We start from the raw sequence: 25669 nt of genomic DNA on the forward strand, positions 1-25669 counted from the left end.
CGCCTTTGACCCGGGACCTCGATTTCGGGCACAGCAGGCCGCATGCCGCATCCTCCACCCAGACTGACCCTCGTGCTCGGCGGCGCGCGCTCCGGCAAGAGCGCCCATGCCGAGGGGCTGATCGAGGCGCAGCCTCGGCCCTGGCTCTACCTCGCCACCGCCCAGGCCTGGGACGACGAGATGCGCGAGCGCATCGCGCTCCACCGCGCCCGCCGCCCGGACGGCTGGATCACGCAGGACGTGCCGCTCGCCCTGCCCGAGGCGGTCGCCGCCGCGACCGGGCCGGTGCTGGTCGATTGCCTCACCCTCTGGCTCACCAACCTGATCCTGGCGGAGGCCGACGTGGACGCCGCCACCGCCGCGCTGCTCGCGGCCTGCACGGCGGCCCCCGGCCCGGTGGTCCTGGTGGGCAACGAGGTCGGCCTCGGGATCGTGCCGGACAACGCGCTGGCCCGCCGTTTCCGCGATGCGGCGGGGCGCCTGCACCAGCGCCTCGCGGCCCAGGCGGACCGCGTCGTCCTCACGGTGGCGGGCCTGCCCCTGGTCGTGAAACCCCAACCCGGAGCCACCCCATGACCGACGCCGACCGCCATCGCGAAAAGATGGAGAAGCGCAAGGCCGTCCAGGATGCCGAGGTGGCGGAGAAGACGATCGAGAAGGGGCTCCTCATCGTCAACACCGGGCCCGGGAAGGGCAAGACCACGGCGGCCCTCGGGCTGATCCTGCGGGCGCTGGGCCACGGCTGGCGCGTCGGCGTGGTGCAGTTCATCAAGGGCGCCTGGGACACCGGCGAGAAGCACGCCCTCACGGCCTTCGGCGACCGGATCGACTGGCACACCCTCGGCGAGGGCTTCACCTGGGAAACCCAGGACAAGGCTCGCGACATCGCCGCCGCCGAGCACGCCTGGGCCAAGGCCCTTGACCTTATGGCCGATCCGACGATCCGCCTCGTGGTGCTGGACGAGCTCAACATCGCCCTGCGCTACGACTACTTGGATCTCGAGGCCGTGGTGGCGGCCTTCCGGGCGCGCCGACCGGACCTCCACGTCGTGGTCACCGGCCGCAACGCCAAGCCGGCCCTGATCGAGGCCGCCGACCTCGTCACCGAGATGGCGGTCGTGAAGCATCACTTCGCCGCCGGGGTGAAGGCGCAGGTGGGCATCGAATTCTGATGCGCTTCGTCCTCGGCCCGGTCGGGCTCCTTGTCCTGTCGGGCATCCATCCGGCCTACGCTGAAACCGCGCTGGCCTGGCCGGCCAGCTATCTCGGCCGCGTCGAGGCCCTGGCGGTGGTGGAGGGCCTGAACGCCCGGCTGCTCGCCAGCCGCTCCGCCACCGCGACCCTCGAAGGCTGGTGCGCCGAGCACGGCATGGCCGCGACGCCGCGGCTCGCGGCGAATCGGCAGCGCGGCGCGGACAAGCCCGCCTCGGAGGAGACGCGCCGGCGCCTGAATGCCGTCCCCGACACCGTCCTCCGCTACCGTCAGGTGCGGCTCGCCTGCGGCGACCACGTCCTGTCGGAGGCGGACAACTGGTACGTGCCCGAGCGCCTGACCCCGGAGATGAACCGCCTGCTCGAGACCACCGACACGCCGTTCGGCCGGGCGGTCCAGGCCCTCGGCACGACGCGGCAGACCATCGGGGCGGAACTCCTGTGGCAGCCCCTGCCGCAAGGGTGGGAGCAGGCGCCGCCCCCGGCGTCGACCTGCGGCGACCTCGCGATTCCCGACCATCTGTTCCGGCACCGGGCCGTGCTGTTCACGGCGGAGCGCGTGCCGTTCTCGGAGGTGGTCGAGACCTACGGGGCCGCCATCCTGGCCTTTCGTCGCGCCGCGCGGCCCGCCGATCCGGCCTGCGCCGCATCCCCGTCGGACGGGCCGCAGCCATGACCCGCGCCCTCATGATCCAGGGCACCGGCTCGGATGTCGGCAAGTCGCTGATCGTGGCCGGGCTGTGCCGGGTCTTCTCGCGGCGCGGGCTCGCCGTGCGGCCCTTCAAGCCGCAGAACATGTCGAACAATGCCGCCGTCACCGCCGATGGCGGCGAGATCGGGCGGGCCCAGGCGTTGCAGGCGCGGGCGGCGGGGGTGGCGCTCTCGGTGCACATGAACCCGGTGCTGCTGAAGCCCCAGAGCGAGACCGGCAGCCAGGTCGTGGTCCAGGGCCGCATGGTCGGCACCGCCAGGGCGCGGGACTATCAGGCCTGGAAGCCGCGTCTCCTCGCCTCCGTGCTGGAGAGCTTCTCGTACCTGAAGGCGCAAGCCGACCTCGTGGTGGTGGAGGGGGCGGGCTCGGCGTCCGAGGTCAACCTGCGGGCCGGCGACATCGCGAATATGGGATTCGCCCGCGCCACCGGCACGCCGGTGATCCTGCTCGGCGACATCGACCGGGGCGGCGTCATCGCCAGCCTCGTGGGCACCAAGGCGGTGATCGACCCGGAGGACGCCGCGATGATCCGGGGCTTCCTCGTCAACCGCTTCCGCGGCGATCCCAGCCTGTTCGCCGACGGCATGGCCACCATCGCGCAGGCGACCGGCTGGCCGAGCTTCGGGCTGATCCCGCACTTTCCCGACGCGGCGCGCCTGCCGGCGGAGGACGCCCTCGGCCTCGCGGGCTCGGACACCGGATCGGCCCGGCGCAGGGTCGTTGCCGTGCCGGTGCTGCCGCGCATCGCCAATTTCGACGACCTCGACCCGCTTCGGGCCGAGCCCGACGTGGCGGTGGTGCTGGTGCGCCCGGGCGAGCCGATCCCGGTGGCCGACCTCGTGCTCCTGCCGGGCTCGAAGACCACCATCGACGACCTCGACGCCTTTCGCGCGGAGGGCTGGGACATCGACCTGCGCGCCCATGTCCGGCGCGGCGGGCGGGTGCTCGGGCTGTGCGGCGGCTACCAGATGCTCGGCCGGCGCATCGACGACCTGCACGGCATCGAGGGTGCGCCCCGCTCCGTGCCGGGTCTCGGGCTCCTCGACGTCGAGACCGTGATGACGCCGGTGAAGCATCTGGCCGCCGTGACCGGCACGAGCCAGCCGGACGGCGTGCCGTTCTCGGGCTACGAGATGCATGTGGGCGACACCACCGGGCCGGACACCGCGCGTCCGGCGATCCGGCTCGCGGACGGGCGCCTCGACGGCGCGGTCTCGGCCGACGGCCGCGTCACCGGCACCTACGTGCACGGCCTGTTCGCCGACGACCGCCAGCGGGGCGCCTGGCTCGGCCGCCTGGGGGCGGCCCCGAGCGGGCTGGCCTACGAGGCCGGCATCGAGGCGGTACTCGACCGGCTCGCGGATCATTGCGAGGCGCATGTCGCCTGCGACGCGCTGCTCGCCCTGGCCTCGTAGCGTCCCGACGGTTTTAGGCTTGGCGCCGGAACGCCTGCCTCGCGACGGGTGCGGCGAGGAAGCCTCCATGATCCCGTCCCCGCCCCGGATCGACCCCTGCCTCGGCCTCGGCGCGAGCCTGATGTTCGTCGTGCTCTCGGCGCTCCGCCGCGACGCCGCGCGCCGGGGCGCGGCGGAAGCCGGCCCGAGCCTCAGGGGGGCGTAGGCGCGCCCCTCTCCGGGATCGGCACCGCGTAGGCGTGCGGCGCCCCGTTCCGAAGGCTGTCGAACAGGACGAGGACCCGGCCCGATCCGAGCGGGACCACGGCCTCGGCCTTGCCGTCGATGACCTTGCCCTTCTGGTTCTCGCCGCGGACCGGCGCGAGGGTGGCGACGGGGGTCAGGGCGCCGGAGGGCAGGTCGACGAGGGACAGCCGAAAGGGAACGGGCAGGCCGTTGCGGGACGAGCCCGTGAGCACCAGCATCCGTCCGTCGGGCAGGATCGTGAGGTCGCGGACGCCCGCATCGGGTCCGGCCTCCAGGGGGATCGTGCCGATTTCGGCCGACAGGGCGGCGTTTCCATCCGCGAACAGCGCCTCGACCGGTACGGAGACGAGGAAGGCCTTGCCCGCGAGGCTCGGTGCCCGCAGGCCCGCGTAAAGGCGCCCGCCCACGACCGCGAGCCCTTCGACGTTCAGGCCGTTCGGCTGCGGCGTGCCCTCCGGCGGCAAGGCGTTCCAATCGAATTCCAGGTCGCGCAGCACGGAGTCGCGCACGGGCGCGGAGGCCATCAGGGCGTCGAACAGGCGGTAGGTGCTCACTGTCTCCGCGGCGGCGGTGCCGTCGGCGTTCGGCCGCAGGCGCGTGAGGATCATCGACGACAGTTTGTACCTGCGCTTGCCCCGGGTGCAGCCGTGCGACCCGGTGACGTAGAAGAAGGGCTCGGCATAGGCCACGGCCTCGCCGTCGAGCTGATCGAACCTGCCCGGACCGCCGCTGCATCGGGACTGCGCGGGGGGCGTGCCCCGGATGGCCGGCGAGGGCGCCGTGCCGAGGTCGTAGGCGGTGGCGCCGGGCGTCAGCGTGGTGCCGGCGAGGCGGGCGAACTGCGCGCCGCGGTTCTCGTCGTTGACCACGACGCAGAGGCGGCTGCCGTCCGCGTCGGTCGGGCGGCAGGCCATGCCGCTGAGGTCGTAGGCCCCGTCGCCCTTCGTCTCGCCGTCGAAATCGCGGGTGACGGTGTAGGGCGTCGGCAGGCCCTCGGCGGTGCGGCCGGGGGTCGGAGCGGCGAGGCCGAGGGCGGCCAGCGCCAGGGCTCCCCGTCGCCCGAGGCGTGTCGTCTTCGACCGGATCATGCGAGGGCGACCTTGAGGAGGACCAAGAGGAGGAGGGCGAGCCCGAACAGGAATCCGCATGCCGTGCGGTAGAGCGCAAGCGCCCGTTCCACGTCGGCCGGGGTCGCCTCCGTGCGCCCGTCGCCCATCCAGCTATCCGCGACGCGGGTGGTGCCGTAGGTTCGGGGGCCGGCGAGCGCCAAGCCGAGAGCCCCCGCCATGGCGGCCTCCGGCCAGCCGGCATTGGGCGAGCGGTGGCGGCCGGCATCCCGCCGCACCGCCCGCCAGGCTTGGCCGGGCGAAGCGCCGGCATGGACGGCCGCGGCCGCGACGAGGAGCAGGGCGGTCAGCCGCGAGGCCGGAAGGTTCACAAGATCGTCGAGGCGGGCGGCGGCCCAGCCATAGGCCTCGTGGCGCGGGGTGCGGTGGCCGATCATGCTGTCGGCGGTGTTGATCGCCTTGTAGAGCGCGCCGCCGGGCAGGCCGCCGACCCCGATCCAGAAGGCCGGCGCCACGATGCCGTCGGAGAAGTTCTCGGAGAGGCTCTCGATGGCCGCCCGGCAGATGCCGGCCTCGTCCAGGGTCTCGGGATCGCGCCCGACGATCATCGACACCGCGCGGCGTCCGCCCGCGAGGCCCTCGCACCGCAGATCGGCCGCCACGCGGGCGACGTGGCTGTGCAGACTGCGCTGGGCCGGCAGGCTCGCCGCCAGCAGGGCGAGGACGAGGAGCGCGGGCAGGAGGCCGGCGGCGCCGGCCAGGGCGGTGAGGGCCAGGGCGAGGCTGCCGACGACCCCCAGAAGCACGAGGAGCCCGGCCACGCCCGCGAGCCGGCGGCGAACCGGCGCCCCCCGGTTCCAGTGGCGGTCGAGGGTCGCGATCAGCGCGCCGATCCAGGTGACAGGATGGCCGAGCGCCCTGTAGAGCCGGTCCGGATAGCCGGCTGTCGCCTCGACGGCGAGGGCGAGCACTAGGACGATGAGCGTATCGGGCGGATGGGTGAGGGCGGTCCAGGACATGCGGTCTCGGTGATGGCGCGCGGCCCGGGGATGGGTGACGGAATCGCCCATGGCGGCGATCTCGATGCCGCTCGACGCCTCTTCCCGCAAGCGCTCGAGCCCTGGCTGGATCTCTCCACGGGGATCAATCCGGTGCCCTATCCGTGTCTGGCCCTCGACGCCAGCGCCTTCCGGCGCCTGCCTTCGGCCGCCGACCTCGGCGCCCTGCGCGCGGCCGCCGCCGACGCCTACGGGGTGGCCGATCCGGACCGGATCGTCGCCGCGCCCGGAACCCAGATCCTGATCGAGACCCTGCCGCGCCTCGTGACACGCGCCCGCGTTGCCGTGGTGGGGCCCACCTATGCCGAGCACGCCGCCGCCTGGGCCCGGGCCGGCCACGCCGTCGTGACCGTACCGGGGCTCGGGGCGGCCCGGGACACGGACGTGGTCGTCGTCGTGAACCCCAACAATCCGGACGGACGGACCTGGGAGGCCGGAACGCTGCGGGCGCTCGCCAACGACCTGGCGGGCCGCGGGGGCCTGCTCGTCGTCGACGAGGCCTTCGCCGACCTGGAGCCGATCGAGACCCTGGGGCCCTCCCTCGGCCCGGGCCTCGTGGTCCTGCGCTCTTTCGGAAAGACCTATGGTCTCGCCGGCATCCGGCTCGGCTTCGCCCTCGGCGAACCGGGCCTCGCCGCCGCCCTCGCGGAGGCGCTCGGGCCCTGGGCGGTCTCGGGCCCGGCGCTGGCCATCGGGCGCGCCGCCCTGTCCGACGCGCCCTGGCGGCGGGAGGCCGCCATCGCCCGGGCCGCGGATGCCGCGCGCCTCGACCGGATGATCCTGCGGGCCGGCGGGACGCCCATCGGCGGCACTTGCCTGTTCCGCACCGCCGACTTTCCCGACGCGCCCGGCCTGTTCGACCGCCTCGGCGCGGCCGGGATCTATGTCCGGCGCTTCGCCGGGACCCCCGCGCGCCTGCGCTTCGGCTTGCCGCCGGACAAGGCGGCCTGGTGCCGGCTGTCGCGGATCCTCCGGTAAGGGACGATCAGGCGCCCCTCGGCTCCAGCACGTTCACGAGGAAGCCCGCGCCCGCCAGGAGGATGCCGACGGCGCAGACGCCGGACCAGCCGGCCATGAGGAAGGCCTGGGAACCGGCGAAGGCCCCGAACGCCCCGAATACGAACATCACCGTGAACAGCACGGTGTTGATCCGCCCGCGGGCGCTCGGAACGAGGGCGTAGACCCGGGTCTGGTTGGCGATGAGGGCGGCGTTGAGGCCGATGTCGATCAGGAGGACCCCGAGGCCCACCGCGATCAGGGACCAGGCGCCGCCCGCCCACAGCACCGCGAAGGCCGCGACCACGAAGAGGGCGCCGGCCACCACCATCGGGCGCGGGCCGCGCCGGTCCGTGAAGCGGCCCGAGAGCGGGGCCACGAAGGCGCCCGCGACGCCGATGACGCCGAACATCCCCGCCCCGGCCGCCGTCAGGTTGAAGGGCGGCGCCTCGACCAGCAGGGCCAGGGTCGCCCAGAAGGCGTTGAAGCTGGCGAAGAGCAGCCCCTGCGACAGGCTCGACCGGCGCAGCACCGGCTGGCTGCGCACGAGGTGGAGGATCGACAGCATCAGGGCGCGGTAGCGCAGGGGCCGGGTCTGCGGAATCTTCGGCAGCGTGGCGGCGGCGATGCCGGTCATCCCCAGCGCCACGACCGCCGCGGCGAAGAACACCGCCCGCCAGCCGTACTGCGCGCCCACGAGGCCGCTGGCCGTGCGCGCCAGCAGGATGCCGGTGAGGAGGCCGGTCATCACCTGGCCCACCACGCTGCCGCGGGTGGCGTCCGGCGCCAGCTCGGCGGCGAAGGGCACCGCCTGCTGCGCCGCCGAGGCGAGGATGCCGATGACGAGGCTGGACAGGGCCAGGCAGGTGAGGTTCGGGCTCAGCGCCGCGGCCAGGAGCGCCACGGCGAGGCCGAGGGTCTGGCCGATGATCAGGCGCCGGCGGGACAGGCTGTCCCCCAGCGGCACCAGGCCGAGGATGCCGAGCCCATAGCCGACGAGGGAGGCGGTCGGGACCCAGAGGGCGGCACGCTCGCCGAACTCCCCGACGAGGAGCCCGAGGAGGGGCTGGTTGTAGTAGATGTTGGCGACGGCCCCGCCCGCGATCAGGGTCAGCCCGAGCCGGGCCCGCGGCGTGAACCCGTGGCGTCCGGCCGGATCGGCCTGTGCTCCGCCACTCATGCGGGGCGGCCCCCGGCGACTCCGCGCGCGGACAGGCAGGGGGGCGGACAGGCTTGGAGGGTCATGCGCGGGATCTCGGGGGGCGGCGGAGCCGGGGCCGCGATGGGATCCGGGCGCCGACGGGGGCATCCGCTGCCCGGTTAGGCCTGCGCACTGGCTTCGGCAACCCGGAACGGTCGGACGAGGGATGGGAATCGGTCTTCGTCGCCCCTGATCGTCCGGCCCGACCTGGACCCTACTCTTTCGCGCACGGAGGCTTTGTCTTGCCGCCACCCGCTCGGCCACGTCGTCGCGGGGTATGTGCGCGGAATTTCAGTCGTCCCATATACCGAATGTTATGGGCGACCTGTGTTGCGGCTTTCCTTCCTGCACCCTGCACTTGGAATTCTGCGCAACTTGCGCTCTGATTGAAATCGGACCCGGTGAGTCGCGGCGTTCGCGGAGGTCAAGTCGGCGCTCCTGCAAGGCCGCGCTCATCGTCCAGGGAGTTTCGAATGGCGACCTACCGCGTCAACTTTGCCAAGCAGATCCTGGGTGTGCCGTTCACGGTCGGCTCGGTGGACATCACCCGCGCCCGGGATCCGATGCGCGCGCTGCGCGCCGCCGAACTGCGCTTCGCACGGCAGCACGGGGTCGTGGATTGGCGCGAGCGGGCGGACCAGGCGGAGATCGCCCCGGCTTCCGGCCAGGATTAGGGCCGCGCCCCCGCCCTGCGCGTCTTTACGGCCACGGTCTCTGGTCCTGCGCGTGGAGCCGCCCTAAGGTAGCGGCCAAGCCGGGACCCCACGACGCGTGGGGCCGCCGGTGCGCCCAGGTCGGGCGCCAGTGAGGGGGCAGGCGGCGTGCCATGGCGGCGATCTCTTTCTTCGGCGATCTGCTCCAGACCATCAGCGACCGGGGCCGGGATCTCATCGGCATCGGGCGGGGTGACTTGGCGGCCCGTGCCACCGCCCAGGAACTGGTCAAGCTCTGCGAGGATCTGATCTCCCGGCGCGGCGAGGCCTCCGGGGTGGCCCTGGCCCGGCTGATCCTCGAACGCTACGCCGCCCTGGCCCGGCCCGAGCGTACCGGTTTCCTGCGCCTCGTCGCCACCGAGTTCGCCGCCGACCATGCCGCCGTGGACGAGGCGATCGCGGCCTACCGGGCCGATCCAACCCGGGCGGCCCTGGGCGCTCTCCACGATGCGGCCGAGCCGCGGAGCCAGGAACTCATCCGCCGCCTGAACCTCGCCAAGGACGGGACCCGCGCCCTGGTGCGGATGCGCGAGGACCTGTTCGGGCTGCGCCGCGAGCTCCGTCAGGAGGAGGCCGACCCCGACCTCATCGACGCCGCCGACAGCCTCGACAGCGATTTCGAGCACCTGTTCGCCTCGTGGTTCAACCGAGGCTTCCTGGTCCTGCGCCACATCGACTGGACGACCCCGGCCCACATCCTCGAGAAGATCATCCGCTACGAGGCGGTGCACGAGATCACCGGGTGGGACGACTTGCGCCGGCGGATCGAGCCGACGGATCGGCGCTGCTTCGCGTTCTTCCATCCCGCCCTGGTCGACGAGCCGCTGATCTTCGTCGAGGTCGCGCTCACCGCCGGCATCGCCCCCGCCATCGCGCCGATCCTGGCCCATGAGCGCGAACCCCTGCCGCTGAAGGCCGCCACCACGGCGATTTTCTACTCGATCTCAAACTGCCAGAAGGGGCTGGCCGGCGTCACCTTCGGCAACTTCCTGATCAAGCAGGTGGTCGAAGACCTCGCCCGGGAGATCCCGAGCCTGAAGACCTTCGTCACCCTCTCGCCGGTCCCAGGCTTCTCCGCCTGGCTCGACCGCGAGCGCCGCTCCGACGCGCCGCAGGGGCTGACCCGCGACGACGTCGAGGCCCTGCGCATCATCGACGAACCGGACTGGCAGACCGACAAGGCCAAGTGCGAGGCCGTGCGCAAGGCGATGATCCCGGCGGCGGCCGCCTATTTCCTGCGCGCCAAGAACGAGCGCGGGCGGCCCCTCGACCCCGTCGCCCGGTTCCATCTTGGCAACGGCGCCCGGCTGGAGCGGCTGAACTTCCTCGGTGACGTCTCCCCCAAGGGGCTCGCCCAATCGCGCGGCCTGATGGTCAACTATCTCTACGACCTCTCAGCCATCGAGAAGAACCACGAGACCTATGCCAATCTCGGCACCGTCGCCGCCTCCAGCGCGGTGAGCCGCGAGCTCCGGAGCAACCTGCCGCCGATGCGGGCGGTGGCCCTGGCCGAGGCCTGAGCCGTCCGCCCACGCCGCCCTCGGGCGACGTCGCATTTCCCGCCACCTCGATGGAGCGAAGCGAAGATCGTAGGAAACCGACGATCGACAGCGTATCCGTCCCCGTCATGTCCGAAACGCCGATGACCAATCACCTCTTCGACCTCGTTCGCCAGAGCCTGCCGGCCGATCCCGCCGCCAAGCTGTTCCTGGAGACCGGCGAGGGCGCCCGCTACTCCTACGCGGACCTTATCGTGCGCTCGGGCGCCTACGCCGCGGCCCTGGCGGCCGCCGGGGTGAAGCCCGGGGACCGGGTGGCGGTGCAGGCCGAGAAGAGCCCGGAATTCCTGTTCCTGTATCTCGGCGCGGTTCGGGCCGGGGCGGTGTTCCTGCCCCTGAACACCGCCTACACCCCCACCGAGATCGCCTACTTCCTGGGCGACGCCGAGCCGGCCTTGTTCGTCTGCGATCCGGCCAAGCACGAGGCCCTCGCGCCCGTGGCACGGGATGCCGGCGTGCCGGTGGTGCACACCCTCGACGCGCGGGGCCACGGCACCCTGGCCGAGGCCGCCGATGCCGAGACGGAAGCCTTCTCCGACGTGGCGCGCGGCCCGGACGACCTCGCGGCCATCCTGTACACCTCGGGCACCACGGGGCGCTCCAAGGGCGCCATGCTGAGCCACGAGAACCTCGCCTCGAACGCCCGCACCCTCGTCCAGGCCTGGCGCTTCACGGCGGAGGACGTGCTGCTCCACGCGCTGCCGGTATTCCACACCCACGGCCTGTTCGTCGCCACCAACACGGTGCTGGCCAGCGGCGGAACGATGCTGTTCCTGGGGCGGTTCGATCCGACCCAGGTCCTCGCCCTTCTCCCGCGCGCCACCGCCATGATGGGCGTGCCGACCTTCTACACCCGCCTGCTGAAGGAGGCCGGCCTGACGCCGGACGCCACCGCCGGAATCCGTCTGTTCGTGTCGGGGTCGGCGCCGCTGCTGGCCGAGACGCACCGCGACTGGCAGGCCCGCACGGGCCACGCCATCCTCGAGCGCTACGGCATGACCGAGACCAACATGAACACCTCGAACCCCTACGCGGGCGCGCGGGTGGCGGGCACCGTCGGCCCGGCCCTGCCGGGCGTGGCCGTGCGGGTGGTCGACCCGGAGACCGGGGCGGTCCTGGCGGCCGATGCCGTCGGCATGATCGAGGTGAAGGGTCCGAACGTCTTCCAGGGCTACTGGCGGATGCCGGAGAAGACGGCGGCCGAGTTCAAGGCCGACGGCTTCTTCATCACCGGCGACCTCGGCAAGATCGACCCGGACGGCTACGTCCACATCGTCGGGCGCGGCAAGGACCTCATCATCACGGGGGGCTACAACGTCTACCCGAAGGAGATCGAGAACGAGATCGACGCCCTCCCGGGCGTGGTCGAGTCCGCGGTGATCGGCCTGCCCCATGCCGATTTCGGCGAGGGCGTCACGGCGGTGGTGGTCGGCCGGGCCGACGTGCCAGACGAGGCCGCGATCCTGCGCACGCTCGAAGGCCGGCTCGCCCGCTACAAGTGCCCCAAGCGCGTCCTCTTCGTCGAGGAATTGCCGCGCAACACCATGGGCAAGGTCCAGAAGAACCTGCTGCGGGACGCCCATGCGGGCCTCTACGCGCCCGGCGGCGCCTGAGGCGGCACCGCCGGCGGGCCCCAGCGCGGGACGGCCTTCGCTGGGTCCGTCCGCTACGCCGCCCGGACGGTGCCGAGGAAGTTCTGGACCTCGGCGCTGAGGTGCTCCGACTGACGCGACAATTCCCCAGCGGCCCCGAGCACCTGGGCGGCGGCTGCGCCGGTCTCCTCGGCCGCCTGGGCGACGCCCGTGATGGTGCTGGTGACGTCCGTGGTCCCCACCGAGGCCTGGGCCACGTTGCGGACGATCTCCTGCGTCGCGGCGCTCTGCTGTTCCACTGCCGCCGCGATCGCCGTCGCCACCGTGTTGATGTCGCGGATGCGCGTCGTGATCGAGCCGATCGCCGTGACCGCGTGGCCCGTGGCACCCTGGATATGCCCGATCTGGCTTCCGATTTCGTCGGTGGCCCGGGCGGTCTGGTTGGCGAGTTCCTTCACTTCCGCCGCCACCACGGCGAAGCCGCGTCCCGCCTCCCCGGCGCGGGCCGCCTCGATGGTGGCGTTGAGGGCCAGCAGATTGGTCTGGCCGGCGATCGTCGAGATCAGGCTCACCACGTCGCCGATCCGGGACACGGCGGCGCTCAGCTCCTGGACCAGGGCCGAGGTGGTGTCGGCCTCGGTCACGGCCGACTGCGCCATCTGGGAGGAGTTCGAGACCTGGCGGCCGATCTCCTGCACAGAGTTGCCGAGTTCCTCGGCGGCCGCCGCCACGGTGCTCACGTTGACGGAGGCTTCCTCGGCGGCCGTCGCCACGGTGATGGATTGCGATGCGGTCTCGCGGGCGGTGGTGGTCAGGGTCCCCGCCGTCGCCTGCAGTTCGGTCGACGACGCGGAGACCATGCCGATGATGCCGCCCACGGCACCCTCGAAGCTGTCGGCGAGTTCGATCATCGTTGCGCGGCGTGCGGCCACTGCGGCTTCGTCGGCAATGCGGCGGATCTGCGCTTCCTCGGCACTCTTCCGGGCGACCATCGCCTTGATGCCGTCCACCGCCTTGCCGACGGCGCCGATCTCGTCGCCGCGCCGGGCCTCAGGAATGTCTGCATCGATCTCGCCCTGGGCCATGCGGTTCAGGATCACGACCAGACGGCCCAGCGGCCGGGTGATTCCGAAGACCACGATGGTGCCGCACAGGAGGGCAGCCAGAACGAGACCGATGGCGGTGACGGTGATCAGCCGTTCGATCGCGATCGACATGTCCGCTTCGAGCGCCTGCTTGCCGGCCTTCATCTCCTCGGCGACCCGCTGCGCACGCTGCTCTACCAGCCTGTTCAGATTGAGCCGGGCGGGTTGCGCATCGTGCTGGACGATCTGGGCTGCGACTGCATTCTCATTCCGGAGCCCGTGCTCGATGGACCGCGCCAGGACCGCGAAATAGGCCTCAGCCAAGCTTCGCAGATCCTTACCGATCTTGCGGCGTTCCGGCGTTTCGGCCAGTGCGATCAGCGTATCGATGACCTCAAGCGCCCCGGCCGTGGCCGACGCATACTGCGCCTTGTATTGCGCCATCGGGACTTCTTCGGTTTCCAGGATGATGTTCCGGGTCAGCAGGGCCGCTTCCGCGATTTTCAGCTGCGCCTTGAGGTAAGCTTCCTGCCGCGCGCTGAGAACTTCGATCACTTGCCGCGACTGGTCGGCGATGTTGTTCAGCGACGCGCGGGCGTAGAGGACGAGCCCGATGCTGAGGGCGCCCAGAGCGAACAGGGGAAGGGCGATCTTCGCCAGGACGCTGGCTTGATTGACGAAACGCACGTGCTTGGCTCCGCGGGTTGAAAAGCCATCGAATATGAGAGCTTCCGTGATGCGGGAGACTGGTATTGTTTGGTTAAAACACCCTTTATGATCTTCTAATATTTGACGAAAATAATAGAGATGCGCGGTATAGCAATCATTGATCTAGAAATGTTGTCTTTCAAGGTTTTGTTCGATTGGTTGTGCGAGATCTGAGGCGTGCCTGCGTCCGGTCGAGATGTCTTTAAGGTTCAAGGCGGTGTGCTGATGCGGTCGGGGAAGCGCACCGCTTGTTTCGGTCATGTCCGCCGTCGCTTTAGTTGCGCCGAGATTGGGCCGTGAGACGATCAACTTGCGAAATCGGGCGCGATGCGGAAGCCCGAGGAGGCGTGGCCGGAGCCGGAACGGTCAAGCCTGCGTCACGTTGATCCCGGGCGCCGAGACGACGCGGCGCCGAAGCACCGTCCATCCCGTTCCGGTCCTGCCATGCCATCTCCCTTCCGCCGCAGTCCCGTACCCGATGGTGAGGCGGCGAATTCCATCCTGTGGACGCTGCTGCTCGGGACTGCGCTGATCGCGCTCGCCGCCGCACCCCGGCGCGCGACCCGGACGCGTCCCGCCGCCGAGCCCGCCCAGCCCTCCACGGAGCCGGGCGCCCGCTCCCACGAGGGAGCGGCGGCGGCCTACGTCGCGGCGACGCAGGTCGCGCGCGGGCGCGCCGCGGGCTCGCCCACCGAGATCACCGCCTCGGGCTGGAAGGACATCCTCTACCGGGTCTATCTCGAGTTCAATCAGGACCGGGTCCTGTCGGTGGCGGCGGGCGTGACCTTCTACTCGCTGCTCTCACTGTTCCCCGCCATCGCCGCGCTCGTCTCCTGCTACGGCCTCGTGGCGGATGTCGGCTCGATCAACGAGCATCTCGCGAGCATGCAGGGCGTGCTGCCCTCCGGCGCCATCGAGATCATCGGCGACCAGGTCAAGCGCATCGCCGCCAAGGGCAACGGTACCCTCGGCCTGACCTTCTTCACCAGCCTTCTGCTCTCCCTCTGGAGCGCCAATGCCGCCATGAAGGCGATGTTCGACGCCCTGAACGTGGTCTACGAGGAGGAGGAGAAGCGCTCCTTCATCATGCTGAACCTGCGCTCACTCACCTTTACCATCGGGGCGCTCGTCTTCACCATCCTGGCCCTCACGGGCATCGTCGTGTTGCCGGTGGTGTTCACGTTCGTGGGCCTGAGCGACACCGCCTGGCTCGTCGCCCTGCTGCGTTGGCCCGCGCTCCTGGTCGTCCTCCTCGGAGGCCTGTCCCTGCTTTATCGCTACGGTCCGAGCCGCCAGCGGCCGCGCTGGCGCTGGGTCGGGGTCGGCGGCGCGGTGGCGGGCCTGCTGTGGCTCCTCGCGTCGATCCTGTTCTCCTGGTACGTCTCCAGCTTCGGCAACTACAACGAGACCTACGGTTCCCTCGGCGCCGCGATCGGCTTCATGACCTGGATCTGGATCTCCACGACGATCGTCCTCCTGGGTGGCGAGATCAACGCCGAGATGGAGCACCAGACCGCGCGCGACACCACCACCGGCCCCGAGCGGCCCATGGGCGCCCGCCGGGCGCGCATGGCCGACACCCTCGGCGCCGTCGCCTGAGGGCGGCCTCCCCACGGGGGCGTCGGGGGCCTATCTAAGTGGCATCGTCCCCGCCTCTGAGGAGCACAGGCCCGATGTCTTCGCCTCCCACGTCCTCTTCCCCCACGTCCTCTTCCTCCATGTCTTCGGCCACCGCGGACGAGATCCAGACCCGCAGCGAGGCCGAATGGCGCGAGATCCTCACGCCGGACCAGTATCGCGTGCTGCGCGAGCACGGCACCGAGCGGGCCGGGACCAGTTGCCTCAACGCCGAGAAGCGTCCGGGCGTGTTCCACTGCGCCGGCTGCGACGCCCCGCTCTTCGTCACCGGTACCAAGTTCGAGAGCGGGACCGGCTGGCCGAGCTTCTTCGATCCCCTCGACGACGCGGTGGAGACGACCGTCGACCGCAGCCACTGGATGACCCGCACCGAGGTGCATTGTGCCCACTGCAAGGGCCATCTCGGCCACGTCTTCGATGACGGTCCGCCGCCCACCGGACTGCGCTACTGCATGAACGGCCTCTCCCTGCGCTTCGAGCCGGAGGCCTGACGGGCATCGGCACGAGGGACGGATCGGGTTTCGATGGGGACGGATCGACGGATGAGGGGGAGCGACGGCGGGGATGGTCTTGATTTCGCCGTCGTTTTGCTTAGTCCGGAACGAGAATTATTAACCGATCTGCCCCGGCTACGCGGGGAACGAACGCAGATCATATCCTATGTCATTGTTCCACGTGGAGGGCCGCCGGGCTCGGCGCGGGGAACCACCTGAAAGCCGGTCTGTCCACCTCGCGTCGCGGGAGGTCGGCGGCCCTGACGTCAGTGTCCGCCCGGATCTCTATCGCCGGGTCGACCGACATCGCGGAGAATGTCGATGAGCCTCGTACGCCGGTTTCTCGTGGCCCCCGCCCTGGTCCGCCTCATCCGCAAGGAGCGCGGAGGTTCCCGGATCACAGAGGGCTACTTCGCCCCCCAGGCCGGCCGCGTCTCCTACGTCCGGGTCGACGGGCAGGCCTGCCACCTCGTCCTGGTGACCACCGCACCGGACGGAACGTCCAGCGAAGAGCGCACCGATGTGCCGCGCGCGCACGGCGATGCGCTGATGGATGTCTGCTCGGGCAAGGCCGCCTATGACCGCACGGCGCTCGCCCTCGGCGGCGGCCGCGAGGCGCTGATCGACCGCTACGTGGCGCCCGGCGAGTTCGACCTCGTGAGCGTGTCCTTCGACGGCGCCGACGAGGGCCAGGGTTTCCCGGTGCCGGCCTGGTTCGGTCCCGAGGTCACCGGCGATCCGAGCTACGACCGGCACGCGGTGGCCCTGCAGGGCGTGCCGCATCCCAGCGAGATCGGCCTGTCCAATGCCGCCCTCGACGCCGTTCTCGACCTGATCGAGCCGCGCTTTGGCTTCGGCCGCTACGGCGCCCCGAAGACCAATGCCGGTGACGGCGACGGGATGATGAAGGCGCTGCGCCGGGTCGCGGGCGGAAGCGCGGCGGCGGCACCGGTCGCCGCCGAGGCAGCACCCGCGCCCGCTCCTCCGGCCGAGGAGCCTGCTCCGGTCGAGGCGCAGGCGGCCGCGGTCCCCGAGGCGGGGGATGCGCACGCACAGCCGGACCCCGCGAGCGAGCCTGCCGCCGAGGGCGCGCCAGCCATCGACTCCCGCATCGACGACGTGATCGAGAGCCTGTCGCAGGCGCTCGGCAACCCGCAGCCGAAGGGCGCCGCGCGCGGCGAGGACGACATCGCCGCCGAGTTCGAGCGCTGGACCGTTCGTCCCCGTCGCACGCAGCAGACCTGAGCGACCGTCGCCGGACAGGGCGGTTCGCCCCGCCCTCCGGGTGATCCGGGCCGGAACGGGCGTCGGCGCGGTGCGATGGGCGCGCGCGGCCAGCGACGCGTGGGGCGAGGCCTGTCCCACCCAGCCGGCCCTCGCGCGAGCGCCGGCACGCACCCGTGCCGAAGATCCGCATCCGCGCCGAGAGCCGAAACTGGCGATCTCCCGGCGCCAGTCTGCCTGCCCGCCGCCGGGACTTTTTCCCGCGAAGGGCATGTAAGCGCTCGTGGTTTGTCATTGCAGCCCACCGCCCGCGATTGAGCGACGCGAATAAACTGGCTAGCGTCGGGATTAACAATCGGTGGGTTGCGCAGAGCGCAGCGGGAGGGATCATGGCCCAGGCGACGACGTACGGAACGGCACCGGCCGCGGTCCCACGTCCGGTCAAGGAGCCCTGGTACAAGGTGCTCTACATCCAGGTGCTGATCGCGATCGCCCTCGGCGTGCTCCTCGGCTGGCTGCAGCCCGAATGGGGCAAGTCGGTCAAGTGGCTCGGGGACGCTTTCATCGCCCTGATCAAGATGATGATCGCGCCGATCATCTTCTGTACCATCGTGCACGGCATCGCCTCGATCGGCGACCTGAAGAAGGTCGGCCGCGTCGGGTTGAAGGCGCTCATCTACTTCGAGGTGGTCTCCACCATCGCGCTGCTCATCGGCGTTCTCGTGGGCGAGGTCGTCAGGCCGGGTGCCGGCTTCAATGCCGACGTCACCAAGCTCGATGCCAAGGCCGTGGAGAAATACGCCAAGATGGCCGCCGACGATTCGGTGACCGGCCACATCATGGCGCTGATCCCGAAGAGCTTCTTCGACGCCTTCGCCACCGGCGACCTGCTGCAGGTGCTGCTGATTTCGATCCTCACCGGCGTCGTCGTCACCGGGATGGGCCAGCGCGGCGAGGCCATCACCCACGCCATCGACACGGCCGGGCAGATCTTCTTCCGCATCATCGGCCTGGTGGTGAAGCTCGCCCCCATCGGGGCCTTCGGCGCCATGGCCTTTACCATCGGCCAGTACGGCATCGGCAAGGTGATCGACCTCGCCTGGCTCGTCGGCACCTTCTACGTCACCGCCTTCCTGTTCGTGATTCTGGTGCTCGGCGGTATCGCCCGGGTCGCCGGATTCTCGATCTTCAAGTTCCTCGCCTACATCAAGGACGAGCTCCTGATCGTCCTCGGCACGTCGTCTTCCGAGACGGTGCTGCCGCACATGATGACGAAGATGCGCCGCCTCGGCGCGTCGGACTCGGTGGTGGGCCTCGTGATCCCGACGGGCTACTCGTTCAACCTTGACGGCACCAACATCTACATGACCCTGGCCTCGCTGTTCCTGGCCCAGGCCGTGGGGGCCGACCTGTCCTTCGGCCAGTACGCCACGATCATCCTGGTGGCGATGCTGACCTCCAAGGGCGCGTCCGGCGTCACCGGCGCGGGCTTCATCACCCTGGCGGCCACGCTCAGCGCCATCCCCAACAACCCCGTGCCGGTGGCGGCCATGACCCTGATCCTCGGCGTCGACAAGTTCATGTCGGAGTGCCGCGCCATCACGAACCTGATCGGCAACGGCGTCGCCACCGTGGTGGTCAGCCGCTGGGAGGGCGAGCTCGACACGGAGAAGCTGCGCCAGGTCATGGCGCACCCGGTTTCCATCGGCACCGACATCTCCGACCACGCACCCGAGATGGAGTCGAGCGCTACCGCCGCGGCGGCGTCCCCGATCCCGGCCGCGGCGCGCTGACGGGACCCGGACCTGTCCGAACCTCTGCGCATCGGCATCGATCTCGGCGGTACCAAGATCGCCGGGATCGCCCTCGCGTCCGATGGCACGACGCGGGCCGAGCAGCGGATCGCCACGCCGCGAGACGATTACGCCGCGACGCTGACGGCCATCGCGGGACTGGTCTGCGACCTGGAGGCGCGAGCGGGAGCCCCCGGCACGGTCGGCATCGGCATGCCCGGCGCGATCTCGCCGCGGACCGGACTCGTCAAGAACGCGAACTCGGTCTGGCTGAACGGCCGGCCCTTCGCGCAGGATCTCGAGCGAGGTCTCGCCCGCCCGGTGCGTCTCGAGAACGATGCCAACTGCCTCGCGGTCTCCGAGGCCGTGGACGGCGCCGGCGCCGGCCTGCCCGTCGTCTGGGCCATCATCCTGGGGACCGGCGTCGGCTCCGGGATCGCCCTTCGGGGCCGTGCCCTCTCGGGACGTGACCGGATCGCCGGCGAGTGGGGCCACAACCCGCTGCCATCCCCCCGCGACGACGAGCGTCCCGGCCCCGCCTGCTATTGCGGCCGGCACGGATGCCTCGAGACCTGGGTCTCCGGTCCGGCGCTGGCCGCCGACCACGCCCGCCGCACCGGTACGGCGACCCGGGGCGAGGGCGTGATCGCGGCCCTGCGGGCGGGCGACGCGGAGGCCCGGGCGACCGTCGACCGCTACCTGGATCGCCTCGGGCGCGGCATCGCCCACGGGGTCAACCTGATCGACCCGGACGTCATCGTCATCGGCGGCGGCCTCTCGCGGGTGCCGGAGATCCTCGCGGGCCTCCCCGAACGCGTGGCGCCGCACGTCTTCTCGGATGCGTTCGACACGCCGATCCGCCCGAGCCGGCACGGCGACGCCTCCGGTGTCCGCGGGGCGGCCTGGCTCTGGAACGGGCCCTGAACGACCGCGCGATCGATCCCAATGGGGTGCCCGAGGCGCTTGTCAGGGCTTTCGTTTTCACATAAAGATATCTTTATGTCTAACGCAGGACCTTCCTCGGCCACGGCCCTACCGTTTCCGGACGCCCTCGCCATCCTGCGGGCGGCGGCCGAGGAGACGCGCCTGCGCATCCTCGCACTTCTGGCCGCCGGAGAGCTCTCGGTTTCCGATCTGACCGACATTCTGGGCCAGTCGCAGCCGCGCATCTCGCGCCATCTCAAGCTGCTCGTGGAGGCGGGTCTGGTGGAGCGGCACCGCGAGGGGGCCTGGGCCTTCTTCCGCCTCGTGGAGGATCGGGCCTCCCTGGTCGAGCCGCTGGTGGCCGGGCTCGATGCCGCCCGGGCGCCGCTCTCGGAGGATTTCGCCCGCCTGGAGGCCGTGCGCACCCAGCGGGCCGAGGCCGCCCAGGCCTTCTTCGCCCGTCTCGCCCCCAAATGGGACCATCTGCGCTCGCTGCACGTGCCGGAGGCCATCGTCGAGGCCGCGGTCCTGGACGTGCTCGGCGACCGGCCGATCCAGAACCTCGTCGATCTCGGCACCGGCACCGGGCGCATGCTCGGGCTCCTGGCGGGCCGCGCCGCCCGGGCGGTCGGGCTCGATTCCAACCACGCGATGCTCTCGGTGGCGCGGGCGAACCTGGAACGCCTCGGCCTGTCGCGGGTCGACCTGCGCCAGGGCGACATCCACGCGCCGCCCTTCGGGCGCGGCGGGTTCGACCTCGTCGTCGTCCATCAGGTGCTGCACTACCTCGACGATCCGACCCGGGCCCTGCGCGAGGCCGCGCGTCTCGTCGCCCCCGGCGGGCGCCTGCTAGTGGTGGACTTCGCCCCCCACGACCTCGAGTTCCTGCGCGAGGCCCAGGCCCATCGCCGTCTCGGCTTCGCGCCCGAGCAGGTGACGGGCTGGCTCAACGATGCGGGCCTGCCCACCGTCACCACCCGGGACCTCGCCCCCACCGGCGAGGTCGAGGACCAGTTGACCGTGACCCTCTGGCTGGCCACCGATGCGGCCGAGAGGGCGGCCCCCGCGCCCGAGATGATCCCGGAGCGGGCCGTCGCCTGAGGGCGACGGCCCGTTTCCACCTGCACCCGAACTTGATCGACGACCGTCTGAACCGATCGACAGAGAGGACGACCCGATGCCTTCCGCCTCCCACCATCGCGCCAGCCGCGACAGCTATCGTCCGATCCGTGTCTCCATCGAGTTCTTCCCCCCGAAGACCGAGGAGATGGAGAAGATCCTCTGGTCCTCGATCGAGCGCCTCGCGCCGCTGCAGCCGAAATTCGTCTCGGTGACCTACGGTGCGGGCGGCTCCACCCGCGAGCGCACCCACAACACCGTCGCGCGGATGGTCAAGGAGACGAGCCTCCAGCCGGCCGCCCACCTCACCTGCGTCGACGCCACCCGCGAGGAGATCGACGCCGTCGTGCAATCCTACTGGGATGCCGGCGTACGCCACATCGTGGCCCTGCGCGGCGACCCGCAGGACGGAATCGGAACGGCCTACCGGCCGCATCCGGGCGGCTACGCCCAGACCTCCGATCTCGTCGCCGGCATCAAGCGCATCGGCGACTTCAAGGTCTCGGTCTCGGCCTATCCGGAGAAGCACCCGGAGGCCTCCTCCCTCGATGCCGACATCGACGCCTTGAAAGCCAAGGTCGATGCCGGCGCCGACCAGGCGATCACGCAGTTCTTCTTCGAGAACGACATCTACCTGCGTTACGTCGACAAGGTGCGCGCCGCCGGCATCGACATCCCGATCATCCCCGGCATCCTGCCGGTGCAGAACTTTAAGCAGGCGGCGAACTTCGCCCGCCGGACCGGCGCCTCGGTGCCGTACTGGCTCGCGGCCCGGTTCGAGGGGCTGGACAACGACGTTGAGACCCGGCGCCTCGTGGCGGCGGCGGTGGCGGCCGAGCAGGTGCTCGACCTCGTCGACCACGGCGTCAACGACTTCCACTTCTACTCGATGAACCGGTCCGACCTCGTCTACGCCATCTGTCACGTGCTCGGCCTGCGGGCGCAGGCACCCAAGGTCGCCGCCAAGGCGGCATAAGCAAACGTCATCCCGGGGCGCCGAAGGCGAGTCCGGGATCCGACACGCCGACCCTGTCGAACTTCACTGTCCGGACCCGTCGCGGTTCCGGGTTCCGGGTGCCGCGCCGCGGTCCCGGAACGACGCGTGAGAAACCCATGACCGACCTGCGCCCCGTCGACGGAAAAGAGATCGAAGCCGCCCTGCGCCAGCGCGCTGGCGAGAAAATCCTCGTCCTCGACGGGGCGATGGGAACTGTGATCCAGCGCCTGGGCTACGGCGAGGCGGACTTCCGCGGTGACCGCTTCGGCGACCATGCGCACGACCAGAAGGGCAACAACGACCTCCTGATCCTGACCCAGCCCGACGCGATCCGGCAGATCCACCTCGATTACTTCCTGGCCGGGGCCGACGTCTGCGAGACCAACACCTTCTCGGGCACCACGATCGCCCAGGCCGATTACGGCATGGAATCGATCATCCACGAGCTGAACGCGCAAGGCGCGCGCCTTGCCCGCGAGGCCGCCCAGCTCGCCGAGCGCCAAGACGGCCGCCGCCGCTTCGTGGCCGGCGCCATCGGCCCGACCAACCGCACCCTGTCGATCTCGCCGGACGTCAACAATCCCGGCTACCGGGCCGTGACCTTCGACGAGGTCAAACAGGCCTACGAGGAGCAGGTGCGCGGCCTGATGGATGGCGGCGCCGAGCTCATCCTGATCGAGACCATCTTCGACACGCTGAACGCCAAAGCGGCGGTCGCCGCCGCCTGGGCGGTGTTCGAGGAGCGGGGCATGGCCCTGCCGATCATGATCTCGGGCACGATCACCGATCTCTCCGGCCGCACCCTCTCGGGCCAGACCCCGGAGGCATTCTGGAACGCGCTCCGCCACGCCGGCCCGCTCACCATCGGGCTGAACTGCGCGCTGGGCGCCAAGGAGATGCGCGGCCATATCTCGGAGCTGTCGCGCATCGCCGACACCCTGGTCTGCGCCTACCCGAATGCCGGCCTGCCCAACGAGTTCGGCCTCTACGACGAGAGCCCCGAGGCCATGGGCAAGCTGGTGGGCGAGTTCGCCACCGCCGGCCTCGTCAACATGGTCGGCGGCTGCTGCGGCACCACGCCGGACCACATCCGCGCCATCGCGCAGGCCGTAGAGGGCGTGAAGCCCCGCGCCATTCCCGAAGTGCCGCGCCTGATGCGCCTGTCGGGCCTGGAGCCGTTCACGCTGACGAAGGAGATCCCCTTCGTGAACGTCGGCGAGCGCACCAACGTCACCGGCTCGGCCAAGTTCAGGAAGCTCATCACCGCCGGCGACTACGCCGCCGCCCTCGACGTCGCCCGCGACCAGGTGGCGGCGGGCGCCAGCATCATCGACGTCAACATGGACGAGGGTCTGCTGGATTCCGAGAAGGCGATGGTGGAGTTTCTCAACCTCGTCGCCGCCGAGCCCGACATCGCCCGCGTGCCGGTGATGATCGATTCCTCGAAGTTCCACGTCATCGAGGCCGGGCTGAAGTGCGTCCAGGGCAAGGCGATCGTGAACTCGATCTCCATGAAGGAGGGCGTCGAGAAGTTCGTCCACGACGCCCGGGTGTGCCGCTCCTACGGCGCGGCGATCGTGGTGATGGCCTTCGACGAGCAGGGCCAGGCCGACACGCTGGAGCGCAAGGTCGAGATCTGCACCAAGGCCTACAGGGTCCTGACCGAAGAGGTCGGCTTCCCGCCGGAAGACATCATCTTCGACCCGAACGTGTTCGCCGTCGCCACCGGCATCGAGGAGCACAACGGCTACGGCGTCGCCTTCATCGAGGCGACCAAGACCATCCGCGAGACCCTGCCCCACGCCCACATCTCGGGCGGCATCTCGAACCTCAGCTTCGCCTTCCGCGGCAACGAGCCGGTGCGCGAGGCCATGCACGCGGTGTTCCTTTACCATGCGATCCAGGTCGGCATGGATATGGGCATCGTGAATGCCGGCCAGCTCGCGATCTACGACGAGCTGCCGCCCGAGCTGCGCGAACTCTGCGAGGACGTCGTCCTCAACCGGCGCGACGACGCCACCGATCGCCTGCTGGAGGCGGCCGAACGCTTCAAGTCCGGCGGCGGCGTCCAGGCCAAGACCGCCGACCTGTCCTGGCGCGAGGCGCCTGTCGAGAAGCGCATCGAGCACGCGCTCGTCAACGGGATCACCGAATACATCGTCGCCGACACGGAGGAGGCCCGCCTCGGGGTGGAGCGTCCGCTCCACGTCATCGAGGGCCCGCTCATGGCCGGCATGAACGTGGTGGGCGACCTGTTCGGCTCGGGCAAGATGTTCCTGCCGCAGGTGGTGAAGTCGGCCCGCGTGATGAAGCAGGCGGTCGCCTATCTCGAGCCCTTCATGGAGGCGGAGAAGCTCGCCAACGGCGGCGACGGCAAGCGCCAGGCCGCCGGCAAGATCCTGATGGCGACCGTGAAGGGCGATGTCCACGACATCGGCAAGAACATCGTCGGCGTCGTGCTCGCCTGCAACAACTACGAGATCATCGACCTCGGCGTGATGGTGCCGGCGGCCAAGATCCTCGACGTCGCCAAGCGCGAGAACGTCGACATCGTCGGCCTGTCCGGCCTCATCACCCCGTCGCTGGACGAGATGGTGCACGTCGCGGCCGAGATGGAGCGCGAGGGCTTCGACGTGCCGCTCCTCATCGGCGGCGCCACCACGAGCCGCGTCCACACGGCGGTGAAGATCCATCCCTCCTACAATCGCGGCCAGACCGTCTACGTCACCGATGCGAGCCGCGCCGTCGGCGTGGTCTCCAGCCTGCTCTCGAAGGAGACGCGGGATTCGACCATCGCCAACATCCGCGCCGAGTACCGCAAGGTCTCGGACGCCCATGCCCGCTCGGAGCTCGACAAGCAGCGCCTACCGCTGGCGAAAGCCCGCGCCAACCCGTTCCGGATCGACTGGTCGGGCTACCAGCCGAAGAAGCCGAGCTTCACCGGCGTGCGGGTCTACAGCTCCTACGAGGTCGCGGACCTCGTGCCCTACATCGACTGGACGCCGTTCCTGCAGACCTACGAGTTCAAGGGCCGCTACCCGGCGATCTTCGAGGATCCCAACCAGGGGCCGGCCGCCAAGGCCCTGTTCGACGACGCCCAGGAGATGCTGGCCCAGATCGTCTCCGAGCGCTGGTTCAACCCGAAGGCGATCATCGGCTTCTGGCCGGCGAACAGCCTGGGCGACGACATCACGCTCTTCACCGGCGAGAGCCGCTCGGAGACCCTCGCGACCTTCTTTGGCCTGCGCCAGCAGCTGACGAAGCGCGACGGGCGCGCCAACACCTGCCTGTCCGACTTCGTCGCGCCGGCCGAGACGGGGATCGCCGACTATGTCGGCGGCTTCGTCGTCACGGCGGGCCTGGAGGAGGTGCGCATCGCCGAGCGCTTCGAGCGGGCCAACGACGATTATCGCTCGATCCTGGTCAAGGCGCTCGCCGACCGCATCGCCGAGGCGTTGGCCGAGCGCATGCACGAGCGGGTCCGCCGCGAGTTCTGGGGCTACGCCGCCGACGAGACCTTCACGCCGGCAGACCTCGTGCGCGAGGAATATGCCGGTATCCGTCCCGCGCCCGGCTATCCCTCGCAGCCCGACCACACCGAGAAGGTCACGCTGTTCGATCTCCTCAAGGCGGAATCGCGCATCGGCGTGAAGCTCACCGAGTCCTACGCCATGTGGCCGGGCTCCTCGGTCTCGGGCCTCTACATCGCCCATCCGGAGGCGCATTACTTCGGCGTCGCCAAGGTGGAGCGCGACCAGGTCGAGGACTATGCCGTCCGCAAGGACATGGATGTGCGCGAGGTCGAGCGCTGGCTCGGCCCCATCCTGAACTACGATCCGGCCCGCTACCTCGCGGCCGCCGCCGAGTAGGATGCGCGATCCCGTCCCGGAAGCCGGGGCGGGATCGAATCACACCG

General features: G+C 70.5%; 21 protein-coding genes. 17 read left to right on the forward strand and 4 right to left on the reverse strand.

Annotated elements, in window-relative coordinates; translation table 11 throughout:
- Positions 1-42: 42 nt before the first annotated feature.
- The 5 genes from cobU (at position 43) to ASG63_RS25165 (ending at position 3544) form a co-directional block, all read left to right on the forward strand.
- Positions 43-576: a bifunctional adenosylcobinamide kinase/adenosylcobinamide-phosphate guanylyltransferase gene (gene cobU, locus ASG63_RS09155; protein ID WP_200957539.1), complete on the forward strand. Its 534-nt coding sequence runs from the start codon at positions 43-45 to the stop codon at positions 574-576.
- Positions 573-1172 carry a cob(I)yrinic acid a,c-diamide adenosyltransferase gene (cobO, locus tag ASG63_RS09160; protein WP_056214763.1) on the forward strand — a complete coding sequence of 200 codons (600 nt, stop codon included), beginning with the start codon at positions 573-575 and terminating at the stop codon, positions 1170-1172. Before cobU ends, cobO begins: the two co-directional genes overlap by 4 nt.
- On the forward strand, positions 1172-1888 hold the full coding sequence (locus ASG63_RS09165; protein ID WP_156394128.1) for a hypothetical protein: 717 nt from the start codon (positions 1172-1174) through the stop codon (positions 1886-1888). Before cobO ends, ASG63_RS09165 begins: the two co-directional genes overlap by 1 nt.
- A complete protein-coding gene (locus ASG63_RS09170) occupies positions 1885-3339 on the forward strand; it encodes a cobyric acid synthase (protein WP_200957540.1) in 1455 nt (484 codons plus the stop codon). The genes ASG63_RS09165 and ASG63_RS09170 overlap by 4 nt, the downstream gene beginning before the upstream one ends.
- A 67-nt stretch (positions 3340-3406) precedes the next feature.
- On the forward strand, positions 3407-3544 hold the full coding sequence (locus ASG63_RS25165) for a hypothetical protein (RefSeq protein ID WP_156389707.1): 138 nt from the start codon (positions 3407-3409) through the stop codon (positions 3542-3544).
- On the opposite strand, the gene ASG63_RS09175 is transcribed toward ASG63_RS25165, so the two are convergent.
- The gene (locus tag ASG63_RS09175) at positions 3531-4673 is read right to left on the reverse strand and encodes a DUF3616 domain-containing protein (RefSeq protein ID WP_056214768.1); all 1143 of its coding nucleotides are present in this window, start codon (positions 4671-4673) and stop codon (positions 3531-3533) included. The genes ASG63_RS25165 and ASG63_RS09175 overlap by 14 nt on opposite strands.
- On the reverse strand, positions 4670-5671 hold the full coding sequence (cbiB, locus tag ASG63_RS09180) for an adenosylcobinamide-phosphate synthase CbiB (RefSeq protein ID WP_056215374.1): 1002 nt from the start codon (positions 5669-5671) through the stop codon (positions 4670-4672). Before cbiB ends, ASG63_RS09175 begins: the two co-directional genes overlap by 4 nt.
- Positions 5672-5683: 12 nt before the next feature.
- On the opposite strand from cbiB, the gene cobD reads away from it, so the two are divergent.
- On the forward strand, positions 5684-6688 hold the full coding sequence (gene cobD, locus ASG63_RS09185) for a threonine-phosphate decarboxylase CobD (RefSeq protein WP_056214771.1): 1005 nt from the start codon (positions 5684-5686) through the stop codon (positions 6686-6688).
- Positions 6689-6695: 7 nt separating this feature from the next.
- On the opposite strand, the gene ASG63_RS09190 is transcribed toward cobD, so the two are convergent.
- Positions 6696-7886 (reverse strand): MFS transporter, encoded by a 1191-nt coding sequence (locus ASG63_RS09190; RefSeq protein ID WP_056214775.1) that lies wholly within the window; start codon positions 7884-7886, stop codon positions 6696-6698.
- Between the two features lie 494 nt (positions 7887-8380).
- Here ASG63_RS09190 and ASG63_RS09195 point away from each other — a divergent pair, with 494 nt between their 5' ends.
- From ASG63_RS09195 to ASG63_RS09205, 3 genes are all read left to right on the forward strand, one after another.
- Positions 8381-8581 (forward strand): hypothetical protein, encoded by a 201-nt coding sequence (locus ASG63_RS09195; protein WP_056214779.1) that lies wholly within the window; start codon positions 8381-8383, stop codon positions 8579-8581.
- A 152-nt stretch (positions 8582-8733) separates the two neighbouring features.
- Entirely contained in the window at positions 8734-10140 is a 1407-nt protein-coding gene (locus tag ASG63_RS09200) for a malonyl-CoA decarboxylase (RefSeq protein WP_056214782.1), read from the forward strand.
- 122 nt (positions 10141-10262) lie between these two features.
- The gene (locus tag ASG63_RS09205) at positions 10263-11792 is read left to right on the forward strand and encodes a malonate--CoA ligase (protein ID WP_244479536.1); all 1530 of its coding nucleotides are present in this window, start codon (positions 10263-10265) and stop codon (positions 11790-11792) included.
- 53 nt (positions 11793-11845) lie between these two features.
- Here the strand turns inward: ASG63_RS09205 and ASG63_RS09210 are convergent, their stop codons facing one another.
- Positions 11846-13543: a methyl-accepting chemotaxis protein gene (locus ASG63_RS09210; RefSeq protein WP_056214788.1), complete on the reverse strand. Its 1698-nt coding sequence runs from the start codon at positions 13541-13543 to the stop codon at positions 11846-11848.
- A 465-nt stretch (positions 13544-14008) separates the two neighbouring features.
- Here ASG63_RS09210 and ASG63_RS09215 point away from each other — a divergent pair, with 465 nt between their 5' ends.
- From ASG63_RS09215 to metH, 8 genes are all read left to right on the forward strand, one after another.
- Positions 14009-15163, forward strand: a complete 1155-nt coding sequence (locus ASG63_RS09215; protein WP_056214791.1) for a YihY/virulence factor BrkB family protein — start codon at positions 14009-14011, stop codon at positions 15161-15163.
- A gap of 119 nt (positions 15164-15282) precedes the next feature.
- The gene (gene msrB, locus ASG63_RS09220; RefSeq protein WP_056214794.1) at positions 15283-15693 is read left to right on the forward strand and encodes a peptide-methionine (R)-S-oxide reductase MsrB; all 411 of its coding nucleotides are present in this window, start codon (positions 15283-15285) and stop codon (positions 15691-15693) included.
- 324 nt (positions 15694-16017) lie between these two features.
- Complete coding sequence (locus tag ASG63_RS09225; RefSeq protein ID WP_056215377.1) at positions 16018-16941, forward strand: hypothetical protein; 924 nt, start codon at positions 16018-16020, stop codon at positions 16939-16941.
- 368 nt (positions 16942-17309) lie between these two features.
- Entirely contained in the window at positions 17310-18713 is a 1404-nt protein-coding gene (locus ASG63_RS09230) for a dicarboxylate/amino acid:cation symporter (protein WP_056214797.1), read from the forward strand.
- Between the two features lie 24 nt (positions 18714-18737).
- Positions 18738-19637: an ROK family protein gene (locus ASG63_RS09235; RefSeq protein WP_056214800.1), complete on the forward strand. Its 900-nt coding sequence runs from the start codon at positions 18738-18740 to the stop codon at positions 19635-19637.
- Positions 19638-19712: 75 nt separating this feature from the next.
- Positions 19713-20738: an ArsR/SmtB family transcription factor gene (locus tag ASG63_RS09240; protein WP_056214805.1), complete on the forward strand. Its 1026-nt coding sequence runs from the start codon at positions 19713-19715 to the stop codon at positions 20736-20738.
- Between the two features lie 76 nt (positions 20739-20814).
- Positions 20815-21732, forward strand: coding sequence for a methylenetetrahydrofolate reductase [NAD(P)H] (gene metF, locus ASG63_RS09245; RefSeq protein ID WP_056214808.1), 918 nt, complete (start codon positions 20815-20817; stop codon positions 21730-21732).
- A 137-nt stretch (positions 21733-21869) separates the two neighbouring features.
- Positions 21870-25622, forward strand: a complete 3753-nt coding sequence (gene metH, locus ASG63_RS09250) for a methionine synthase (protein ID WP_056214812.1) — start codon at positions 21870-21872, stop codon at positions 25620-25622.
- Positions 25623-25669: the final 47 nt, after the last annotated feature.

It is taken from the genome of Methylobacterium sp. Leaf94 (assembly GCF_001426045.1).
GTDB lineage: Bacteria > Pseudomonadota > Alphaproteobacteria > Rhizobiales > Beijerinckiaceae > Methylobacterium.

What these genes read in the sequence shown, in the direction of transcription:
- cobU (WP_200957539.1), top strand. Translation starts at nt 43, where the DNA reads ATGCCGCATCCTCCACCCAGACTGACCCTCGTGCTCGGCGGCGCGCGC.
- cobO (WP_056214763.1), top strand. Translation starts at nt 573, where the DNA reads ATGACCGACGCCGACCGCCATCGCGAAAAGATGGAGAAGCGCAAGGCC.
- ASG63_RS09165 (WP_156394128.1), top strand. Translation starts at nt 1,172, where the DNA reads ATGCGCTTCGTCCTCGGCCCGGTCGGGCTCCTTGTCCTGTCGGGCATC.
- ASG63_RS09170 (WP_200957540.1), top strand. Translation starts at nt 1,885, where the DNA reads ATGACCCGCGCCCTCATGATCCAGGGCACCGGCTCGGATGTCGGCAAG.
- ASG63_RS25165 (WP_156389707.1), top strand. Translation starts at nt 3,407, where the DNA reads ATGATCCCGTCCCCGCCCCGGATCGACCCCTGCCTCGGCCTCGGCGCG.
- ASG63_RS09175 (WP_056214768.1), bottom strand. Translation starts at nt 4,673, where the DNA reads ATGATCCGGTCGAAGACGACACGCCTCGGGCGACGGGGAGCCCTGGCG.
- cbiB (WP_056215374.1), bottom strand. Translation starts at nt 5,671, where the DNA reads ATGTCCTGGACCGCCCTCACCCATCCGCCCGATACGCTCATCGTCCTA.
- cobD (WP_056214771.1), top strand. Translation starts at nt 5,684, where the DNA reads ATGGCGCGCGGCCCGGGGATGGGTGACGGAATCGCCCATGGCGGCGAT.
- ASG63_RS09190 (WP_056214775.1), bottom strand. Translation starts at nt 7,886, where the DNA reads ATGAGTGGCGGAGCACAGGCCGATCCGGCCGGACGCCACGGGTTCACG.
- ASG63_RS09195 (WP_056214779.1), top strand. Translation starts at nt 8,381, where the DNA reads ATGGCGACCTACCGCGTCAACTTTGCCAAGCAGATCCTGGGTGTGCCG.
- ASG63_RS09200 (WP_056214782.1), top strand. Translation starts at nt 8,734, where the DNA reads ATGGCGGCGATCTCTTTCTTCGGCGATCTGCTCCAGACCATCAGCGAC.
- ASG63_RS09205 (WP_244479536.1), top strand. Translation starts at nt 10,263, where the DNA reads ATGACCAATCACCTCTTCGACCTCGTTCGCCAGAGCCTGCCGGCCGAT.
- ASG63_RS09215 (WP_056214791.1), top strand. Translation starts at nt 14,009, where the DNA reads ATGCCATCTCCCTTCCGCCGCAGTCCCGTACCCGATGGTGAGGCGGCG.
- msrB (WP_056214794.1), top strand. Translation starts at nt 15,283, where the DNA reads ATGTCTTCGGCCACCGCGGACGAGATCCAGACCCGCAGCGAGGCCGAA.
- ASG63_RS09225 (WP_056215377.1), top strand. Translation starts at nt 16,018, where the DNA reads ATGAGCCTCGTACGCCGGTTTCTCGTGGCCCCCGCCCTGGTCCGCCTC.
- ASG63_RS09230 (WP_056214797.1), top strand. Translation starts at nt 17,310, where the DNA reads ATGGCCCAGGCGACGACGTACGGAACGGCACCGGCCGCGGTCCCACGT.
- ASG63_RS09240 (WP_056214805.1), top strand. Translation starts at nt 19,713, where the DNA reads ATGTCTAACGCAGGACCTTCCTCGGCCACGGCCCTACCGTTTCCGGAC.
- metF (WP_056214808.1), top strand. Translation starts at nt 20,815, where the DNA reads ATGCCTTCCGCCTCCCACCATCGCGCCAGCCGCGACAGCTATCGTCCG.
- metH (WP_056214812.1), top strand. Translation starts at nt 21,870, where the DNA reads ATGACCGACCTGCGCCCCGTCGACGGAAAAGAGATCGAAGCCGCCCTG.